Annotated in this window: 16 protein-coding genes and 1 riboswitch; of the genes, 9 read left to right on the plus strand and 7 right to left on the minus strand. The window is 72.6% G+C overall.

Going from position 1 to position 15,955, the window contains the following annotated elements; all coding sequences use genetic code 11:
- Window positions 1-38 precede the first annotated feature (38 nt).
- Entirely contained in the window at window positions 39-764 is a 726-nt protein-coding gene (locus tag ACFYZS_RS01390) for a M50 family metallopeptidase (protein ID WP_389005594.1), read from the minus strand.
- Between the two features lie 53 nt (window positions 765-817).
- Between ACFYZS_RS01390 and ACFYZS_RS01395 the strand changes: the two genes are divergently transcribed.
- From ACFYZS_RS01395 to def, 8 genes are all read left to right on the plus strand, one after another.
- A complete protein-coding gene (locus tag ACFYZS_RS01395) occupies window positions 818-1,633 on the plus strand; it encodes an SOS response-associated peptidase (RefSeq protein ID WP_389005596.1) in 816 nt (271 codons plus the stop codon).
- A 101-nt stretch (window positions 1,634-1,734) separates the two neighbouring features.
- Window positions 1,735-2,400: an alpha/beta family hydrolase gene (locus ACFYZS_RS01400; protein ID WP_389005598.1), complete on the plus strand. Its 666-nt coding sequence runs from the start codon at window positions 1,735-1,737 to the stop codon at window positions 2,398-2,400.
- A gap of 333 nt (window positions 2,401-2,733) precedes the next feature.
- The gene (locus ACFYZS_RS01405; RefSeq protein WP_008741505.1) at window positions 2,734-3,378 is read left to right on the plus strand and encodes a sigma-70 family RNA polymerase sigma factor; all 645 of its coding nucleotides are present in this window, start codon (window positions 2,734-2,736) and stop codon (window positions 3,376-3,378) included.
- Window positions 3,375-3,677: a mycothiol system anti-sigma-R factor gene (gene rsrA, locus ACFYZS_RS01410; protein ID WP_048477498.1), complete on the plus strand. Its 303-nt coding sequence runs from the start codon at window positions 3,375-3,377 to the stop codon at window positions 3,675-3,677. Before ACFYZS_RS01405 ends, rsrA begins: the two co-directional genes overlap by 4 nt.
- Window positions 3,678-3,829: 152 nt before the next feature.
- Window positions 3,830-5,323: an HD-GYP domain-containing protein gene (locus tag ACFYZS_RS01415; protein WP_389005601.1), complete on the plus strand. Its 1,494-nt coding sequence runs from the start codon at window positions 3,830-3,832 to the stop codon at window positions 5,321-5,323.
- On the plus strand, window positions 5,320-6,681 hold the full coding sequence (locus tag ACFYZS_RS01420) for an HD-GYP domain-containing protein (protein ID WP_389005603.1): 1,362 nt from the start codon (window positions 5,320-5,322) through the stop codon (window positions 6,679-6,681). The genes ACFYZS_RS01415 and ACFYZS_RS01420 overlap by 4 nt, the downstream gene beginning before the upstream one ends.
- Before the next feature lie 105 nt (window positions 6,682-6,786).
- Window positions 6,787-7,797 (plus strand): hypothetical protein, encoded by a 1,011-nt coding sequence (locus ACFYZS_RS01425; protein WP_229336581.1) that lies wholly within the window; start codon window positions 6,787-6,789, stop codon window positions 7,795-7,797.
- Window positions 7,798-7,862: 65 nt separating this feature from the next.
- Window positions 7,863-8,498 carry a peptide deformylase gene (def, locus tag ACFYZS_RS01430; protein WP_389005606.1) on the plus strand — a complete coding sequence of 212 codons (636 nt, stop codon included), beginning with the start codon at window positions 7,863-7,865 and terminating at the stop codon, window positions 8,496-8,498.
- Between the two features lie 105 nt (window positions 8,499-8,603).
- Here def and ACFYZS_RS01435 read toward each other — a convergent pair whose 3' ends face one another.
- The 6 genes from ACFYZS_RS01435 to ACFYZS_RS01460 all read right to left on the minus strand — a co-directional run bounded on the left by ACFYZS_RS01435 (window position 8,604) and on the right by ACFYZS_RS01460 (window position 15,251).
- The gene (locus ACFYZS_RS01435; protein ID WP_389005608.1) at window positions 8,604-9,572 is read right to left on the minus strand and encodes a helix-turn-helix domain-containing protein; all 969 of its coding nucleotides are present in this window, start codon (window positions 9,570-9,572) and stop codon (window positions 8,604-8,606) included.
- A gap of 183 nt (window positions 9,573-9,755) precedes the next feature.
- Window positions 9,756-10,142 (minus strand): DUF3703 domain-containing protein, encoded by a 387-nt coding sequence (locus tag ACFYZS_RS01440; RefSeq protein WP_389005610.1) that lies wholly within the window; start codon window positions 10,140-10,142, stop codon window positions 9,756-9,758.
- A 47-nt stretch (window positions 10,143-10,189) separates the two neighbouring features.
- The gene (locus tag ACFYZS_RS01445) at window positions 10,190-10,903 is read right to left on the minus strand and encodes a helix-turn-helix domain-containing protein (protein ID WP_389005612.1); all 714 of its coding nucleotides are present in this window, start codon (window positions 10,901-10,903) and stop codon (window positions 10,190-10,192) included.
- A gap of 113 nt (window positions 10,904-11,016) precedes the next feature.
- Window positions 11,017-12,033, minus strand: coding sequence for a ribonucleotide-diphosphate reductase subunit beta (locus ACFYZS_RS01450; protein WP_389005614.1), 1,017 nt, complete (start codon window positions 12,031-12,033; stop codon window positions 11,017-11,019).
- Window positions 12,033-14,435 carry a ribonucleoside-diphosphate reductase subunit alpha gene (locus ACFYZS_RS01455; protein ID WP_389005616.1) on the minus strand — a complete coding sequence of 801 codons (2,403 nt, stop codon included), beginning with the start codon at window positions 14,433-14,435 and terminating at the stop codon, window positions 12,033-12,035. Before ACFYZS_RS01455 ends, ACFYZS_RS01450 begins: the two co-directional genes overlap by 1 nt.
- A gap of 139 nt (window positions 14,436-14,574) precedes the next feature.
- A riboswitch (cobalamin riboswitch) is annotated at window positions 14,575-14,716 on the minus strand.
- Between the two features lie 34 nt (window positions 14,717-14,750).
- Entirely contained in the window at window positions 14,751-15,251 is a 501-nt protein-coding gene (locus ACFYZS_RS01460; protein WP_389005618.1) for a GNAT family N-acetyltransferase, read from the minus strand.
- Between the two features lie 78 nt (window positions 15,252-15,329).
- Between ACFYZS_RS01460 and ACFYZS_RS01465 the strand changes: the two genes are divergently transcribed.
- Window positions 15,330-15,914 (plus strand): Uma2 family endonuclease, encoded by a 585-nt coding sequence (locus ACFYZS_RS01465; protein WP_389005620.1) that lies wholly within the window; start codon window positions 15,330-15,332, stop codon window positions 15,912-15,914.
- The last annotated feature ends 41 nt before the right edge of the window (window positions 15,915-15,955 follow it).

A 15,955-nucleotide genomic window follows, 5' to 3' on the forward strand; every position in this document is an offset into this window, starting at 1 on the left:
CTGAGGTCTCGGACCTCTCGGACGTCTCGGAGATCGTCTCAGAGGTCGAGGAGCCAGCGCCCGCCGCCGATGAGCGAGCACAGCGCGACGGCGTGGAAGAGGAGCAGCCAGGCCACCGGGTGGACGTGCGTGAGCCGCCCCAGCTGGTCCGCGTCGGAATCCGGCGCCCCGCCGTGCCGGCGCTTGGCCCCCAGCTCGAAGACCGGCCGCACCCCGCCCAGCAGCAGGAACCACACCACCAGGTACGCGAAGAGCGCCTGGACCTCGGCCGGGGCCAGCCAGGAGACCAGTACGAACGCGGCGCCCGACAGCACCACCGTCAGGGCGCCGTAGGCGTTGCGGATCATCACCAGCATCGCCAGCAGCAGCGCGGTGGCCGCCCACAGCAGCAGGGTGATCCGGTGGGCCGACAGCAGGGCGGCCCCGCCGAGCCCGAGGAGCGAGGGCGCCGTGTACCCGGCCGCGGCGGTCAGGATCATCCCGGGCCCGGTCGGCTTGCCGCGGCTGACGGTGACCCCGCTGGTGTCGGAGTGCAGCCGGATTCCGTCCAGCCGCCGCCCGGTCAGCAGGGCCAGCAGTCCGTGCCCGCCCTCGTGGGCGATGGTCACGGCGTTGCGCGACAGCCGCCACAGCGGGCGCGGCCCCACGGCGGCCAGGGCGGCCACGCCCGTCACGATCACCAGCCACAGGGCCGGCGGGGTCTGTATGCCCGTGAGCCGGTCCCACAGGCCGGCGGTCGCGGAGCTGTCCGGGGAGCTGTTCATGGAGTGGCGGACTCCTTGCGGTGGTGGGCGGGTGGGATGGCAGTCTGGCAGCCATGTGCGGACGGTATGCAGCGAGTCGTCGGCCGGAGGACCTGGTGGAGGCCTTCGGCATCGAGAAGTGGGAGCCCGAGGAGACGTTGGCCCCCGACTGGAACGTGGCGCCGACGAAGGAGGTCCACGTCGTCCTCGACCGTCCCGTGAAAGACGCTCCGGACCCGCGTCCGGTTCGGCAGCTGCGCACGGTGAAGTGGGGGCTCGTCCCCTCCTGGGCCAAGAACCCCGACGGCGCCGCCCGGATGATCAACGCCCGCTCCGAGACCGTGGCGGAGAAGCCCTCCTTCCGCCGCCCCTTCGCGCAGCGCCGCTGCATCGTCCCCGCCGACGGCTACTACGAGTGGGTCACCGCCCACGACGAGCGGCAGCTGGAGGTCGAGGGCAAGAAGAAGCGGGCGCGCAAGCAGCCCTACTTCGTGCTCCCCGCCGACGGCTCCGTCTTCGCCATGGCCGGCATATACGAGTTCTGGCGCGACCCGACGCTCCCCGGCGACCACCAGCAGGCCTGGTGGGCCACCTGCTCCGTGATCACCGCCGAAGCCGAGACCGGGCCGCTGGGCGTGGCTCCCGCCGAGGGGCCCGCCTCGCTCGCCGAGATCCACCCCCGGATGCCGCTGATGCTGACCCCGGACCGCTGGGACGCCTGGCTGGACCCGGCCCGGACCGACACCGACGAGCTCCAGGCCCTGCTCGCGCCGCCGCCGGGCGGGCTGATGCGCGCGTACCCGGTCTCCACCGCCGTAAGCAACGTACGCAACAACGGGCCGGAGCTGCTCCACGAGCTGGCGGCGCCGGAGGAGGCCACGCTCTTCTAGGCCCTATCCCTCCAGGGGGTGTCCCTGCAGGCCGTGTCCCTCCACGCCGTGCCCCTCGGGTCGGGCCGGGCCCGACCCGCGTCCCGGGCAGGATGGGCGTCATGACCACGCGTACGCGCACCGAGAGCGTCGACACCCCGGCGGGCGAGGCCCGCATCACCTGGCACCCCGCCCCCGCCCGTACGGCCGCCCGCCTCGTGCTGGCCGTCAGCCACGGCGCCGGCGGCGGGATCGAGGCCCGCGACCTCGTGGCCCTGGCCGCCGCCCTGCCCGCCCACGGGGTCACCGTGGCGCTGGTCGAGCAGCCGTGGCGGGTCGCCGGCAAGAAGGTGGCCGCCGCACCCAAGGTGCTGGACGAGGGCTGGCGGGGCCTGTGGCCGGCGCTGGCCGGGCCCGGGCTGCCGGTGGTGGCGGGCGGCCGCAGCGCCGGGGCCCGGGTGGCCTGCCGGACCGCCGCCGAGCTGGGGGCCGCCGGGGTGCTGGCCCTGGCGTTCCCGCTGCACCCGCCGGGCCGGCCCGAGAAGTCCCGGGCCGAGGAGCTCACCGGCGCCGGCCGGCCCACCCTGGTGGTCCAAGGGGGCCGGGACCCCTTCGGGCGGCCGGAGGAGTTCCCGCCGCCGACCGCGCGGGCACCGTACGAACTGGTGGAGGTCCCGCACGCCGATCACGGCTTCGCCGTGCCGAAGAAGGCGGACCTGACCCAGGACGAGGCCCTCGTGGTGATCACGGAGTCCGTCACCGGATGGCTCGCCGGACTGCCCCTCTGACGGAAGCGGTCCAGGGATCGAGACGGGCGCGCGGGTGACCCGTATCACATCGCGCGTCCCCACCTGACAGAGGCCGAAGCCCCTGGCCCCGCCGGGGAATGCGCGGCCCGACCCTTCTGTTGTGCGGAATGTCAGAACGCACGGGATCAGTCGGAGGAGAGGGAGCGCATGACCCAGGTCATCAGCCAGCACCGTCCGCAGGCGGCAGGCCTGGACTGGACGGTCCTGCCCGCGCCCAAGCGCCGCCCGCTTCAGGCGGCGGAGGGCCGGGATGGTCGACTATTCTCCGATTCGAGCGGGTCCGCTTTCGGAGCCGTCACGCAGTCGGAGGAGGTGGGTCCTGTCGCTGGGACCGACGAAGGCCACGCGGAGGAGACCACCCCGGAGCGCAACGCGCGCTTCGAGAGGGACGCCCTCGGCTACCTCGACCAGATGTACTCGGCCGCGCTGCGCATGACGCGCAATCCGGCCGACGCCGAGGACCTGGTCCAGGAGACGTATGCGAAGGCATACGCGTCCTTCCACCAGTTCCGCGAGGGCACCAACCTCAAGGCGTGGCTCTACCGCATTCTGACCAACACGTTCATCAACTCCTACCGCAAGAAGCAGCGTGAACCGCAGCGCAGCGCGGCCGAGGAGATCGAGGACTGGCAGCTCGCGCGCGCCGAGTCGCACATGTCGACGGGCCTTCGTTCCGCCGAATCGCAGGCGCTCGACCACCTGCCCGATTCGGATGTGAAGGAAGCGCTCCAGGCCATTCCGGAGGAGTTCCGCATCGCGGTCTATCTTGCCGACGTAGAGGGCTTTGCGTACAAGGAGATCGCGGACATCATGGGTACACCCATCGGTACGGTCATGTCGCGACTGCACCGTGGCCGCCGTCAACTCCGCGGAATGCTGGAGGACTATGCCCGTGAGCGCGGGCTGGTCCCCGCGGGCGCGGGAGAGTCGAACGACCTGAAAGGCTCGGGCTCATGAGCTGCGGAGAGCCGCACGAGACGGATTGCTCTGAGGTCCTGGACCACCTGTACGAGTTCCTGGACCACGAGATGCCGGACAGCGATTGCACGAAGTTCGAGACGCACTTCGGCGAATGCAATCCCTGCCTGGAGAAGTACGGCCTGGAGCAGGCCGTCAAGAAGCTGGTGAAGCGCTGCTGCGGTTCGGACGACGTGCCGACCGACCTGCGTTCGAAGGTGATGGGACGGATCGAGCTGATCCGTTCCGGCCAGGCCGTCCCCGAACACGACGTGACCGCGGACCCCGCCACCGGCTGATCGAACAACCGCCCCTGGAAGCCGAATCGTTCACTCGATGGTGCTAATCCGGGGGTGCACGTACGGCGCAATACGAAAATGTGGCCCCCTGTACGAGGGGGCCCCACTTATTCTCCCCAAACGGTGTGCACGGCACAGGGGAGGAGAGCGCCATGCGGGGACTTCCGCCGGCGGCGCGCCCTTCCCTCATGTGGACCGTCGTCCTGTGCGCCGTCCTCGCGGCATTCGCCTGCACCGCCCCGGCCCTCGCCGATTCCGGCACGCCCTGGACCGCCGTCGCGCTGCTGGCCCTCCTCTACCTCGGCTGCGAACTGGCCAGGATCTGCCCGCAGGCGGGCAAGCGGGCCCCCGAGGGCATCGGCTCCTTCTTCCCCGTGCTGCTCGCCGCCGTCTTCCTGCTGCCGCCCGCCGCCGCCGCGCTCGTCGCGCTGCCCGGCGGGTTCGCCCAGGCGGTGGTCCGGCGGCCCGCCTGGGTCCGGCGCGTATGGCACGCGGCGCAGCAGGCCGTCGCGGCCTGGGCCGCGGGGCGGACGTTCGGGCTGCTGGGCGGCGCTCCTTCCGCCGGCTCCCCGCCCGGCCGGGCCGCGGACTTCGCGCCCTTCCCGTACGTGCTGCTGCCCGCGGTGGCCGCGGCCGCCGCCTTCTGCCTCGTACTGGCCGTCCTCGACGCGGCCGTCCTGGCCGCCGCCGAAGGCCGGCCCCTGCGCTCCGCATGGCGCGGACCGCTCACCCGCTCCCTGGTCCCGCACTGCGTGCACGGCCTCGCCGGGCTGATGATGGCCGTCCTGTGGCGCAGCCCCTACGGGCTGCCGGCCGCGCTGCTCGTCCTGCTGCCGATGTACATCTCCTGCTGGGTCTTCGCCCAGTACCACCGCGAACGGGCCGCCCACCAGGCCACGATCCGGGCCCTCGTCCAGGCCGTCGAGCTCAAGGACCGCTACACGCGCGGCCACGGCGAGCGCGTCGGCCAGGCCTCCGCGATGATCGCCCGCGAGCTGGGCATGGACGGGGACCGGCTCGAAGTCGTCCGCATCGCCGGGATCCTGCACGACCTCGGCAAGCTCGGCGTCCCCACCCGGCTGCTGCGCAAGGACGGCCCGCTGACACCGGAGGAGCGCCGGGTCATCGAGCTGCATCCCGAGTACGGGCACGAGATGGTGCGCGGCATCGGCTTCCTGGGCGAGGCGCGGTCCGCGATCCTGCACCACCACGAGCGGGTCGACGGCTCCGGATACCCGTACGGGCTGACCGGCGAGCAGATCCCGGTGCCGGCCCGGGTGGTGGCGGTGGCCGACGCCTTCGACGCGATGACCTCGACCCGCTCGTACAGCCGGGCCCGGCCGGTGCCGGTGGCCCTGGCCGAGCTGGAGCGGTGCGCCGGGGCCCACTTCGACCCGGTGATGGTGCGCGCGCTGGTCGAGGCGATCGGCCGGGACGGCTGGCACCCGGTGGTCACCGCGGACGAGGACGACCTCCAGGTGATCCCGGCCGGATCCGCCCGCGGCCGGGCGGCGGCCCCCGCCGCGGCGGACCCGGACGCCGGCGGGCCCGCGCTGTCCGGGCTGCCGGCCCAGGGGGCCCGGACGCGCGTACGGACCGTGGACCCGCCGGGCGGCCGTGAATCCGACGGCGGGGGCGGGCCGTGAGCGGCGCGGTCGCCCGGGCAGCGGTGGTGTGGGGGGTGCGCGGGGCCGCCGTGGCGCTCACCCTGGTCGCGCTCGGGCACACCCTGTGGAACGGCCTCGTCGAACCCGGCACCGCCCTGGCCTTCGGCGCCCTGATCGCCTGCGGCGAGCTGGCTCGCCGCGACAGCCGCGACCCCCGGGACCCGCGCGGCCCCCGTGACGCCCGCGACCCCCGCGACTCCTGGGGTGCCTGGGCCCCCGCGGCAGCCGCACCGGACGCCGCCGACGACCGCCGGCCCGCCCCGCTGGCCTTCGCCGGCGCCCTCGCCTACGCCCTGCTCGGCTCGGACGCCGCCGAGCCCACCCACCACGGGGTGCTCCAGATCGTGACGGTCGTGGCCGCCGCGGCCCTCGCCGGGATCGTCCCCCGCATCGCCCGCGGCCGCGCCCCCGCCGCCGACCACCTGGCCCGCCGGGTGCTCACCGTCGCCTTCGCCGCCGTCTGCTTCCAGCCGCTCTACAACTCCGGGCGGCTGGAGGAGGGGGTCGGGCAGGGCCCGTACCTCGTCCTCTTCCTGCTCCTCCTGCTCGGCCTCACCGCCCAGTGCGACGCCGTGCTCGCCGCCGCCCTGGCCCGCGCCCGCACGGGCTGGCCGTACGGGCCCCTGCTCCGCGACGAGCTGCGCGCCCAGCTCGGCATCGGCTCGGCGATCTGCGCCACCGGGGTCGTCATGGCCCTCGGCGTGGCCGTCGCCGGCCTGTGGGCCCTGCCCGTCTTCTGCCTGCCGCTGCTGCTGACCCAGCTGTCCTTCCACCGGATCACCGCGATCCGCACCACCTACCGCCAGACCATCACCTCCCTGGCCCGCGCCACCGAGATCGCCGGGTACACCCGCCCGGGGCACTCCCGCCGCGTCGCCGCCCTGAGCTGCGCCGTCGGCCGGGAGCTGGGCCTCTCGGAGCGGGAGCTCACGGTGCTGGAGTACGCCGCCCTCATGCACGACATCGGCCAGCTCTCGCTCGTCGACCCGGTCCGCGCCGGGGCCACCGCCGGGCTGCCGGCCGCCGAGGCCCGCCGGATCGCGGCGCTCGGCGGGGACGTCGCCCGGCAGACCGGGGTGCCCGCCGAGGTGGCCGTCATCGTGGAGCGGCAGGCGGACCCCTACCGGGAGCAGCCCGCCCTCGCGCGCATCGTGCGGGCGGTCAACGCGTACGAGGACCTGCTCGGCGGGACCCGTCACCCGGGCGGCCCCCTCGCGGCCCTGGAGCAGTTGCGGCTGGGCACCGGGCGCGACTACCAGCCGGAGGTCGTGGAGTGTCTGGCCAGGGTTCTGGCCAGGGGCGGACGTGACAGAGTTGTTCCCGTTCCACCTGGGTAACCCATGGGTAATGAGCGGCCGTCCGAGTGGGCATGGTTGGATGCCAGTAGGAGTGTCCGTGAGGGTGTCCGCAAGGCTGCACCGTTGGACCGGCAGGCGGGAATCGTGAGGATCTTCGGGAAGGTACGGCACAGGCCCTCCGCCTCGTGGCGGCAGGCCACCGACCGCGCGTTCACGCTGATCGGCGACGGGCGGTACGAGGACGCGGGCGCGCTGCTGACCAGAGCCGCGGACCTGGAGCCCTGGCTGTCCGAGTCCTGGTTCAACCTCGCCCTGCTGCACAAGTTCCGGCACGACTGGGAGCAGGCCCGGGCCGCCGGGCTGCGCGCCGTGGCCCTGCTGGACCGCGAGACCGGCGCCCCGGACTGGTGGAACGTCGGCATCGCCGCGACCGCGCTGCAGGACTGGCCGCTGGCCCGCAGGGCCTGGCAGGCGTACGGGCTGAAGGTGCCCGGGGACCCGCACGGCTCGGGCACCCACCCCGCCAAGGGCAGCGGCGAGCCGGTCGGCATGGAGCTCGGCAGCGCCGCCGTACGGCTGTCCCCGGAGGGGGAGGCCGAGGTGGTCTGGGGCCGCCGGCTGGACCCGGCCCGCATGGAGGTCCTGTCGATCCCGCTGCCCTCCTCGGGGCGGCGCTGGGGCGAGGTCGTCCTGCACGACGGGGTCCCGCACGGCGAGCGGGTCACCGCGGCCGGCCCCTCCTACCCGGTCTTCGACGAGATCGAGCTGTGGGCCCCCTCGCCGGTGCCGACCTGGGTGGTGCTGCTGGAGGCGGCCACCGAGGAGGACCGCGACGCACTGGAGCAGCTGGCCTCGGACGCGGGCTTCGCCGCCGAGGACTGGTCGTCCTCGGTGCGGCTGCTGTGCCGGACCTGCTCGGAGAGCGTGATGCCGAGCGGCGAGGGCGACGGGGAACACCTGGACCCGCACGACCACAGCGAGCCGGGGCACCCGGGACCGCTGGGCCACCGTACGAACGGTTCCGGCCCGCTCTGGGTGCCCGAGCGCGAGTGCGGGATCGCGGCGCCGGCCGGCCTGGTGCGCGGACTGCTCGACGGCTGGGTCGCGGACAGCCCGGACACCCGTGAATGGCGGGATCTCGAAGAGGTCTGCTGACCCGGCACCGTAGGCTGTACCGGCACATTGCGAACGGGTGGACTTACGGAAGGCGTACGGCGGACATGGCGCAGCAGGAGAACGAGGTCGTCGAGATCGTCAACGACGGGTACGTCGTGGACACCGAGGACTGTGAGGCGCGCGAGCTCGCCCACCGCGAGCGCGGCACCGCCCGCCCGATCACGGTGGTCGGCAACCCCGTCCTGCACCGTGAGTGCAAGGACGTCACCGAGTTCGGCGACGAACTGGCGCAGCTGATCGACGACATGTTCGCCAGCCAGAAGGCCGCCGAGGGCGTGGGCCTGGCCGCGAACCAGATCGGCGTGGACGCCAAGGTCTTCGTCTACGACTGCCCGGACGACGAGGGCCTGCGCCACACCGGTGTCGTGGTCAACCCGAAGCTGGTGGAGCTGCCGGCCGGCTCCCGCGTGCTCGACGACTCCAACGAGGGCTGCCTGTCGGTCCCGACCGCGTACGCCTCGCTGGCCCGCCCGGACTACGCCGAGGTGACCGGCCAGGACGCGCAGGGCAACCCGATCAAGGTGCGCGGCACGGGCTACTTCGCGCGCTGCCTCCAGCACGAGACGGACCACCTGTACGGGTACCTGTACATCGACCGGCTCTCGAAGCGGGACCGCAAGGACGCCCTGCGCCAGATGGAAGAGGGCACCCCGCGCTACGAGACCGTCCCCAACGCCTGAGTCGTCCGCACGCCCGGGGCGCCCGCGGGGGCGAAGAGCCTAGGGGGTGTCGTCAAAGTCCCTTCTGGCCCTCACGGGCGGACGAAGCTACTTCGACGACACCCCCTAGGCCACGGCCTGCGGGCCCCGGAACGTGCGGCGGAAGGCGTTGGGCGTCGTGCCCAGGGCGCGCAGGAAGTGGTGGCGCAGGGCAGCCGCGTTGCCGAAGCCGCTGCGGCCCGCGATCGCGTCGACCGTGTCGTCCGTGGCCTCCAGGAGCTCCTGCGCCAGCAGGACGCGCTGGCGCAGCACCCACTGGTACGGGGTCGTCCCGGTCTCCTGGAGGAAGCGGCGCGCGAAGGTGCGCGGTGACATGTGCGCGCGCTCCGCGAGCTGTTCGACGGTGATCTCCTCGTCCAGGTGGCGGGCCATCCAGCCGATCACCTCGCCCACCGTGTCGCAGGCCGTGCGCGGCAGCGGCCGCCGGATGAACTGCGCCTGGCCGCCGTCCCGGTGCGGCGGGACGACCATCCGCCGGGCGATGGTGTTGGCCACCTCGGCGCCGTGCTCCTGGCGGACCACGTGCAGGCACGCGTCGATGCCCGAAGCCGTGCCCGCGGCGGTGATCACCGTGCCCTCGTCCACGTACAGCACGTCGGGATCCACCCTCGCCTTCGGGAACCGCCGGGCCAGGGCCGGCGCGTGCATCCAGTGCGTGGTGCAGCGCCGGTCGTCGAGCAGGCCGGCGGAGCCCAGCACGAAGGCCCCGCTGCACACGCTCAGCACCCGGGCACCCCGGTCGACGGCCCGGCGCAGGGCGTCGAGGAAGGGCTCGGGGTAGTCCCGCACCGGCGCCTTCCGGTCGGCGGGCAGGCAGATGAGATCGGCCTCCTCCAGCCGCTCCAACCCGTGCGCCGGCGCGATGGTGAAGCCGACGTCCGCCATGGCCAGCGGGCCTTCCTCCGCCGCGCACACCGCGAAGTCGTACACCGGCAGCCCCTGCTCGCTCCGGTCGATCCCGAAGACCTCGCAGAAGATCCCGAACTCGAAGGGCGCCACTCCGTCGACGAGGGCCACGGCCACGTTCTTCAGCATGGACCCAGTGTGGCAGTAATTCGCTCTTCCATGACAGTCCTGCCGCTGTCCGGCTTTTGCCGCGCTGACGAGAGTGGAGTCATGAGCACCTTCCTCGACTACCTCGTCGTCCTCGCCCTGGCCGTCCTCCTCCTCGCTCCGGCCCTCCACGGAGTCCTGCGTGACCGCCGCGTCGACCGGCAGCTACGCGCGGCCCAGCAGCACCCGCAGGTCCTCCGGGAGCGGCATCGGCGCGAACAGCCCCGCGGCCGTGCGGCCGGTGTTGCCGTACGGCACGCGTCCGGTCACTGAACCGGCCCCCGCCACCAGGATCCGCACCACCTGCCCCACCGTCTCCGCCCGGTCCCGGCAGCGCACCGCGAGCCGGAACATGTGCCAGTGGGCGCGGGTGTGGGGCCAGGGCCAGGCCTGGGAGATGATGTGCGCCCGCTCCAGGGCGTCCCACATGGCGGCGGTGTCGGGCGAGGCGTCGCGGGCGCGCAGCAGCTCGGCCTCGAAGGCCGCGCGCACGGCGGCCGGCATGGTCTTCGGCGCGCATGCGGCGATGCAGGTCTTCAGTACGTTTCGCATGCGTCCACGGTGCGGCCGCGGGGCCCTGCGGCGCTTGAACGAACCTGCTACATCCACTGGATGGTGCGGGTGAAGTCCGACGGCGCGATCCCGAACATCCGCCGCCACACGCGGCTGAGGTGCGCCCCGTCGGCGAAGCCCGCGCCGTGCGCCGCGTCCGTCAGGGAGTGCCCCTGGGAGGCGAGTTCGGCGGCCCGCATCAGCCGCAGCCACAGCACGTACGGACGGAACGGCAGCCCGAGCTCCGCCCGGAACAGGTGCGCGAGGCGGCTCTCCGACAGGCACGCCACCTCGGCCGCCCGCGACAGCCGCACCGACTCCCGCCCGGGCAGCCACTCCAGCACCCGCGCCAGCCCCGGATGCGCCGCCGCGACGGGCTGCGGCCCTCCGGGCAGTACGGCGTCCAGCGCGCACGCCGCCTCGAAGGCGTCGGCGGGCAGGGCGTCGGCCGGTACGAGGTCCCCCGCGTTCCCCGCCAGCGCCGCGAGCCGGCGCCCCGCGGTGGAGAGCGGGTCGTAGTGCACCACCACCCCGCACGGCACCCCGCGCAGCACCGCGTGTCGCACCCCGGCCGGGACCACGTACGCCCGGCACCCGACGGGTTCCCCGTCCGGCCCGGCCATCAGCAGCTCGTCGCCGCCCAGCGCCGCGATGACCTGCACGGAGTGGTGCGCGTGCACACCGGCCGACCCGACGGCGCCCCCGTACAGCAGGCCTCCCGGCCGCAGCCGGGCGCGTCCCGCCCACCCGCCGGCGGTCATGCCGCCGGCCCCGGACACGGCGAAGCGCCCCCGCCCGAGAACCCGGATGACCGGGTGTTGCTCCCCATGGGCGGGGACGCTATCAAGCCGTACCGACGGCGGCCGGAGGGGACTTAGAAGTCCTCGTCCAGGTCGACCGTGCCCTCGACCGCGACCTGGTAGGCCGACGGGCGGCGCTCGAAGAAGTTCGTCAGCTCCTGGACGCCCTGCAGCTCCATGAACGAGAACGGGTTCTGCGAGCCGTACACCGCGGGGAAGCCGAGGCGGACCAGGCGCTGGTCCGCGACGCACTCCAGGTACTCGCGCATCGACTCGGTGTTCATGCCCGGCAGGCCGTCACCGCACAGGTCGCGGCCGAACTGCAGCTCGGCCTCGACGGCCTCCTTCAGCATGTCGGTGACCTGCTGCTGGAGGGCGTCGTCGAAGAGCTCCGGCTCCTCCTTGCGGACGGTGTCCACGACCTCGAACGCGAAGTTCATGTGCATGGTCTCGTCGCGGAACACCCAGTTGGTGCCGGTGGCGAGACCGTGCAGCAGGCCGCGCGAGCGGAACCAGTACACGTAGGCGAAGGCGCCGTAGAAGAACAGGCCCTCGATGCACGCCGCGAAGCAGATCAGGTTCAGCAGGAAGCGGCGGCGGTCGGCCTGCGTCTCCAGCCGGTCGATCTTCTCGACCGAGTCCATCCACTTGAAGCAGAACTGCGCCTTCTCGCGGATCGAGGGGATCTCCTCGACGGCGTCGAAGGCGGCCGCGCGGTCGTCCGGGTCGGGCAGGTAGGTGTCGAGCAGCGTCAGATAGAACTGGACGTGCACGGCCTCCTCGAACAGCTGGCGCGACAGGTACAGGCGCGCCTCCGGGGAGTTGATGTGCTTGTAGAGCGTCAGCACCAGGTTGTTCGAGACGATCGAGTCGCCCGTCGCGAAGAACGCGACCAGGCGGCCGATCATGTGCTGCTCGGCCGGCGTCAGCTTCGCGAGGTCGGCGACGTCCGAGTGGAGGTCGACCTCCTCGACGGTCCAGGTGTTCTTGATCGCGTCCCGGTAGCGCTCGTAGAAGTCCGGGTAGCGCATGGGACGGAGAGTCAGCTCGAAGCCCGGGTCGAGCAGGTTCTTCTTGTCGGTGGAGCTCATTACTGGCAGGCCTCGCAGGACTCGGGGTTCTCAAGGGAGCAGGCCAGGGCATCGGCGTCGACGGCCTGCGGGAGCGGGGTGGCGGCGGCCGGAACGGCGGACGCGGACGCGGCTCGGGCGATCTTCGTCGCCGGGCGCGAACGCAGGTAGTACGTGGTCTTCAGACCCTGCTTCCAGGCGTACGCGTACATCGAGGACAGCTTCCCGATGGTCGGCGTCTCCAGGAACAGGTTCAGCGACTGCGACTGGTCGAGGAACGGCGTACGGGCCGCCGCCATGTCGATCAGGCCGCGCTGCGGGATCTCCCACGCCGTGCGGTACAGCTCGCGCACCTCGGCCGGGATCCAGCCGAAGCCCTGGACCGAGCCGCTGGACTCGCGCAGCGCCTCGCGGGTCTGGGCGTCCCACACGCCGAGCTTCTTCAGCTCCTCCACCAGGTAGCCGTTGACCTGGAGGAACTCACCGCTCAGCGTCTCGCGCTTGAAGAGGTTGGAGACCTGCGGCTCGATGCACTCGTACACACCGGCGATCGAGGCGATCGTCGCCGTCGGGGCGATGGCCAGCAGCAGCGAGTTGCGCATGCCGCTCTTCGCGACGCGGGCGCGCAGGGCGTCCCAGCGCTCGGGCCAGTTCAGCTCGACCTCGTAGTGGTCCGGGTGCAGGACACCGCGGGCGGTACGGGTCTGCTCCCAGGCCGGGAGCGGGCCGCTGCGCTCGGCGAGGTCGCAGGAGGCCTCGTACGCGGCCAGCATGATGCGCTCGGAGAGCTTGGTGGACAGCGCCTTCGCCTCGGGGGAGTCGAACGGCAGCTTCAGCTTGAAGAAGACGTCCTGGAGGCCCATCGCGCCCAGGCCCACCGGACGCCAGCGGGCGTTGGAGCGGCCGGCCTGCTCGGTCGGGTAGAAGTTGATGTCCACGACGCGGTCGAGGAAGGTGACGGCCGTGCGGACGGTCTCGTCCAGCCGCTCCCAGTCGATCTCACCGGTCTCGGCGAGGACGAACGCGCCCAGGTTGACCGAGCCCAGGTTGCAGACGGCGGTCTCGCCGTCGTTGGTGACCTCGATGATCTCGGTGCACAGGTTCGAGGAGTGGACGACGGTGCCCGGCTCGGCGGTCTGGTTCGCCGTGCGGTTGGAGGCGTCCTTGAAGGTCATCCAGCCCTGACCGGTCTGCGCGAGGGTGCGCATCATCCGGCCGTACAGGTCGCGGGCGGGCATGGTCTTGCGGGCGAGGCCCGCCGCCTCGGCCTTGCGGTAGGCGGCGTCGAACTCGTCGCCCCACAGGTCGACCAGCTCGGGCACGTCGGCCGGGGAGAACAGCGACCAGTCGGCGTCCGCGTTCACGCGGCGCATGAACTCGTCCGGCACCCAGTGCGCCAGGTTCAGGTTGTGCGTACGGCGCTGGTCCTCGCCCGTGTTGTCGCGGAGCTCCAGGAACTCCTCGATGTCCGCGTGCCAGGTCTCCAGGTAGACCGCGGCGGCGCCCTTGCGGCGGCCGCCCTGGTTCACGGCGGCGACGGAGGCGTCGAGGGTCTTCAGGAACGGCACGATGCCGTTGGAGTGGCCGTTCGTGCCGCGGATCAGCGAACCGCGGGCGCGGATGCGCGAGTACGAGAGGCCGATGCCGCCGGCGTGCTTCGACAGGCGCGCGACCTGGTGGTAGCGGTCGTAGATCGAGTCGAGCTCGTCCAGCGGGGAGTCCAGCAGGTAGCAGGAGGACATCTGCGGGTGCCGGGTGCCGGAGTTGAAGAGCGTGGGGGAGGACGGCAGGTAGTCGAGGCGGCTCATCAGCCGGTAGAGCGAGGCCACTTCCTCGACGGCCTGGACGCTGTCGTTCTCGGCGAGGCCGCACGCCACGCGCAGCATGAAGTGCTGCGGGGTCTCGATCACCTGGCGGGTGATCGGGTGGCGCAGCAGGTAGCGGCTGTGCAGGGTGCGCAGACCGAAGAAGCCGAAGCGGTCGTCGGCGCCCTCGGCCAGCGTGTGCTCGACCAGCGCGTCCAGGCGGCTCGCGTGCAGCGCCACGAACTCGGCGGTGCGGTCCGCGATCAGGCCCTCGCGGTGGCCGACCGCGACGGAGGCGGAGAAGGAGGTGGCTCCCTGGCCCGCGGCTTCCTCGGCGACGGCCAGCGTCAGCAGCCGGGCGGCGAGCCGGGAGTACGCCGGGTCCTCGGAGATCAGGCCGGCGGCGGCCTCCGTGGCCAGGGCGCGCAGTTCGGCCTCGTCGGCGGCGGCGCTGCGCCCGCGGAGCGCGGCGGCGGCGACCCGGCCCGGGTCGGTGTCGGGGAGGTCGGCCGTCAGCTCGGTGAGGATGCGCAGCAGCGCGGCCCCAGGTCCCCCGGTCTCGATTCCGGTGTCGGACGGGTCGGACTCGGCGCGCGGTGCGGAAGGCGCGATGGTCACGGGGGGAGCTCTCCCTCGCTCGGTTCCGGGACACCTGCGGTGCGGGTTCGAGCGGGCGCGCGCGGGCATGACGGGGCAGCACCGAGCGGCGTCCACCGGCCCAACCGCGAGGCCCGGACGTATCGACACCCGGTTCGGTCGAGCCGGGCGCACTGTCGGCAGGTCATCGGACTTGCGGTGACACCAATGGGTGTATTTCATACCGTTGCGGGACAGTTCCGGATTCCCACCGGATTCCCCTGCGACGACAGCGAGGACGAGCATACATGTGGGGGCCGCGTCATGCGCGACCCCCTAGATGTTGTGTCGGCGTGGCTACAGTTCGAGACCGTACGTGAGCAGAGGGAGGCCGGGGACGGGCTCCCAGTCCCGTTCCGGCGTGCGTACGAAGCCGAGCCGTTCGTAGATCCGGTGGGCGCCGACCATGTCGTCCGTGGTGGACAGCACGAGGCGCCGTACGCCCTCGATCGCCCGGGCGCGGTCCGCGCAGGCCCGCACCAGCGCCTCCCCGGCCCCGCGACCGCGGCCCTCCCGGGCGACGGCCAGCATCCGGAACTCGGCCTCGCCCGGGCCGGCGATGTCGCACAGCGGGCTCCCGGGCGCGGCGAAGGCCACACCGCCGAGGAGCCGGCCGTCGCCCGTCGCGGCGACGAGTATCACCCCGTCGGCGGCGCGCCCGGCCACGTCGCGCAGCCGCGCGAGGTACGGATCGTCCTCGCCGAACGTCAGCAGCCCGTCCCCGAGGTAGGCCTGCGCGGTGATCTCCCCGAGCGTCCCGTACTCCGCCGCCAGCGCTTCCCTGATCACGATGTCCATGCGGTCGAGTGTGCCGGACGGCCGTCGGTGCCCGGCGCTATCGTCGGAGACGGCACCGTCGAGGAAGGCGAGCGAGGCATGACCGTGACTACCGACCGGCCCCACATGACGACCGAAGTGTTCGAGCACCTCGCTCGGATAGCGGCCCGCGAGGAGGAGGGGCTGCGACTGGAATTCATCGGCGGGGTGCTGAGGAGCAAGGCAATGACGGACGGGGACCACGGGCGGATCATTCTGTGGTTGACGCGGATCTGCATCCAGCACCACCCGGGCTTCTGGCTGCACCCAGGGCAGGGAATCAAGGCAGAGCAGTACCGGGAGGGCCGTGCCATTCCGGACGGCGTACTGGCCCACGAGGACGCGTTCGTCGGGCAGGGCGACTGGGTGGACCCTGGCCCGATCCTGATGGCTGTTGAGGTGACCTCGTGGGACTCCGACACCGAGCGGCGAGACCGGATCGAGAAGCCGCGTGCCTACGCGGAGACCGGCATCCCCGTCTACCTGCTCGTCGATCGGCTCAAATGCCAGGTTCTCGTCCACAGCGACCCGGATGGCGCCCGCTACGAGACCGTACGCACGGTGCCGTTCGGCAGGGAAGTCCGGCTCCCGGACCCTGTCGGCATCACCCTGGATACCGAGCCCCTCAAGGACTGGGTGCGCTGACCCGCACAACGCGAAGGGCTCCGTCGGTGACCGGCGGAGCC

It is taken from the genome of Streptomyces sp. NPDC001903 (assembly GCF_042891345.1).
Taxonomy (GTDB): domain Bacteria; phylum Actinomycetota; class Actinomycetes; order Streptomycetales; family Streptomycetaceae; genus Streptomyces.

Excerpts from the sequence above, each read along its gene's own strand:
- def (WP_389005606.1), top strand. The coding sequence starts at position 7,863 with ATGGCGCAGCAGGAGAACGAGGTCGTCGAGATCGTCAACGACGGGTAC.
- rsrA (WP_048477498.1), top strand. The coding sequence starts at position 3,375 with ATGAGCTGCGGAGAGCCGCACGAGACGGATTGCTCTGAGGTCCTGGAC.
- ACFYZS_RS01445 (WP_389005612.1), bottom strand. The coding sequence starts at position 10,903 with ATGACCGCCGGCGGGTGGGCGGGACGCGCCCGGCTGCGGCCGGGAGGC.
- ACFYZS_RS01415 (WP_389005601.1), top strand. The coding sequence starts at position 3,830 with ATGCGGGGACTTCCGCCGGCGGCGCGCCCTTCCCTCATGTGGACCGTC.
- ACFYZS_RS01400 (WP_389005598.1), top strand. The coding sequence starts at position 1,735 with ATGACCACGCGTACGCGCACCGAGAGCGTCGACACCCCGGCGGGCGAG.
- ACFYZS_RS01465 (WP_389005620.1), top strand. The coding sequence starts at position 15,330 with ATGACCGTGACTACCGACCGGCCCCACATGACGACCGAAGTGTTCGAG.
- ACFYZS_RS01435 (WP_389005608.1), bottom strand. The coding sequence starts at position 9,572 with ATGCTGAAGAACGTGGCCGTGGCCCTCGTCGACGGAGTGGCGCCCTTC.
- ACFYZS_RS01460 (WP_389005618.1), bottom strand. The coding sequence starts at position 15,251 with ATGGACATCGTGATCAGGGAAGCGCTGGCGGCGGAGTACGGGACGCTC.
- ACFYZS_RS01390 (WP_389005594.1), bottom strand. The coding sequence starts at position 764 with ATGAACAGCTCCCCGGACAGCTCCGCGACCGCCGGCCTGTGGGACCGG.
- ACFYZS_RS01395 (WP_389005596.1), top strand. The coding sequence starts at position 818 with ATGTGCGGACGGTATGCAGCGAGTCGTCGGCCGGAGGACCTGGTGGAG.
- ACFYZS_RS01440 (WP_389005610.1), bottom strand. The coding sequence starts at position 10,142 with ATGCGAAACGTACTGAAGACCTGCATCGCCGCATGCGCGCCGAAGACC.
- ACFYZS_RS01450 (WP_389005614.1), bottom strand. The coding sequence starts at position 12,033 with ATGAGCTCCACCGACAAGAAGAACCTGCTCGACCCGGGCTTCGAGCTG.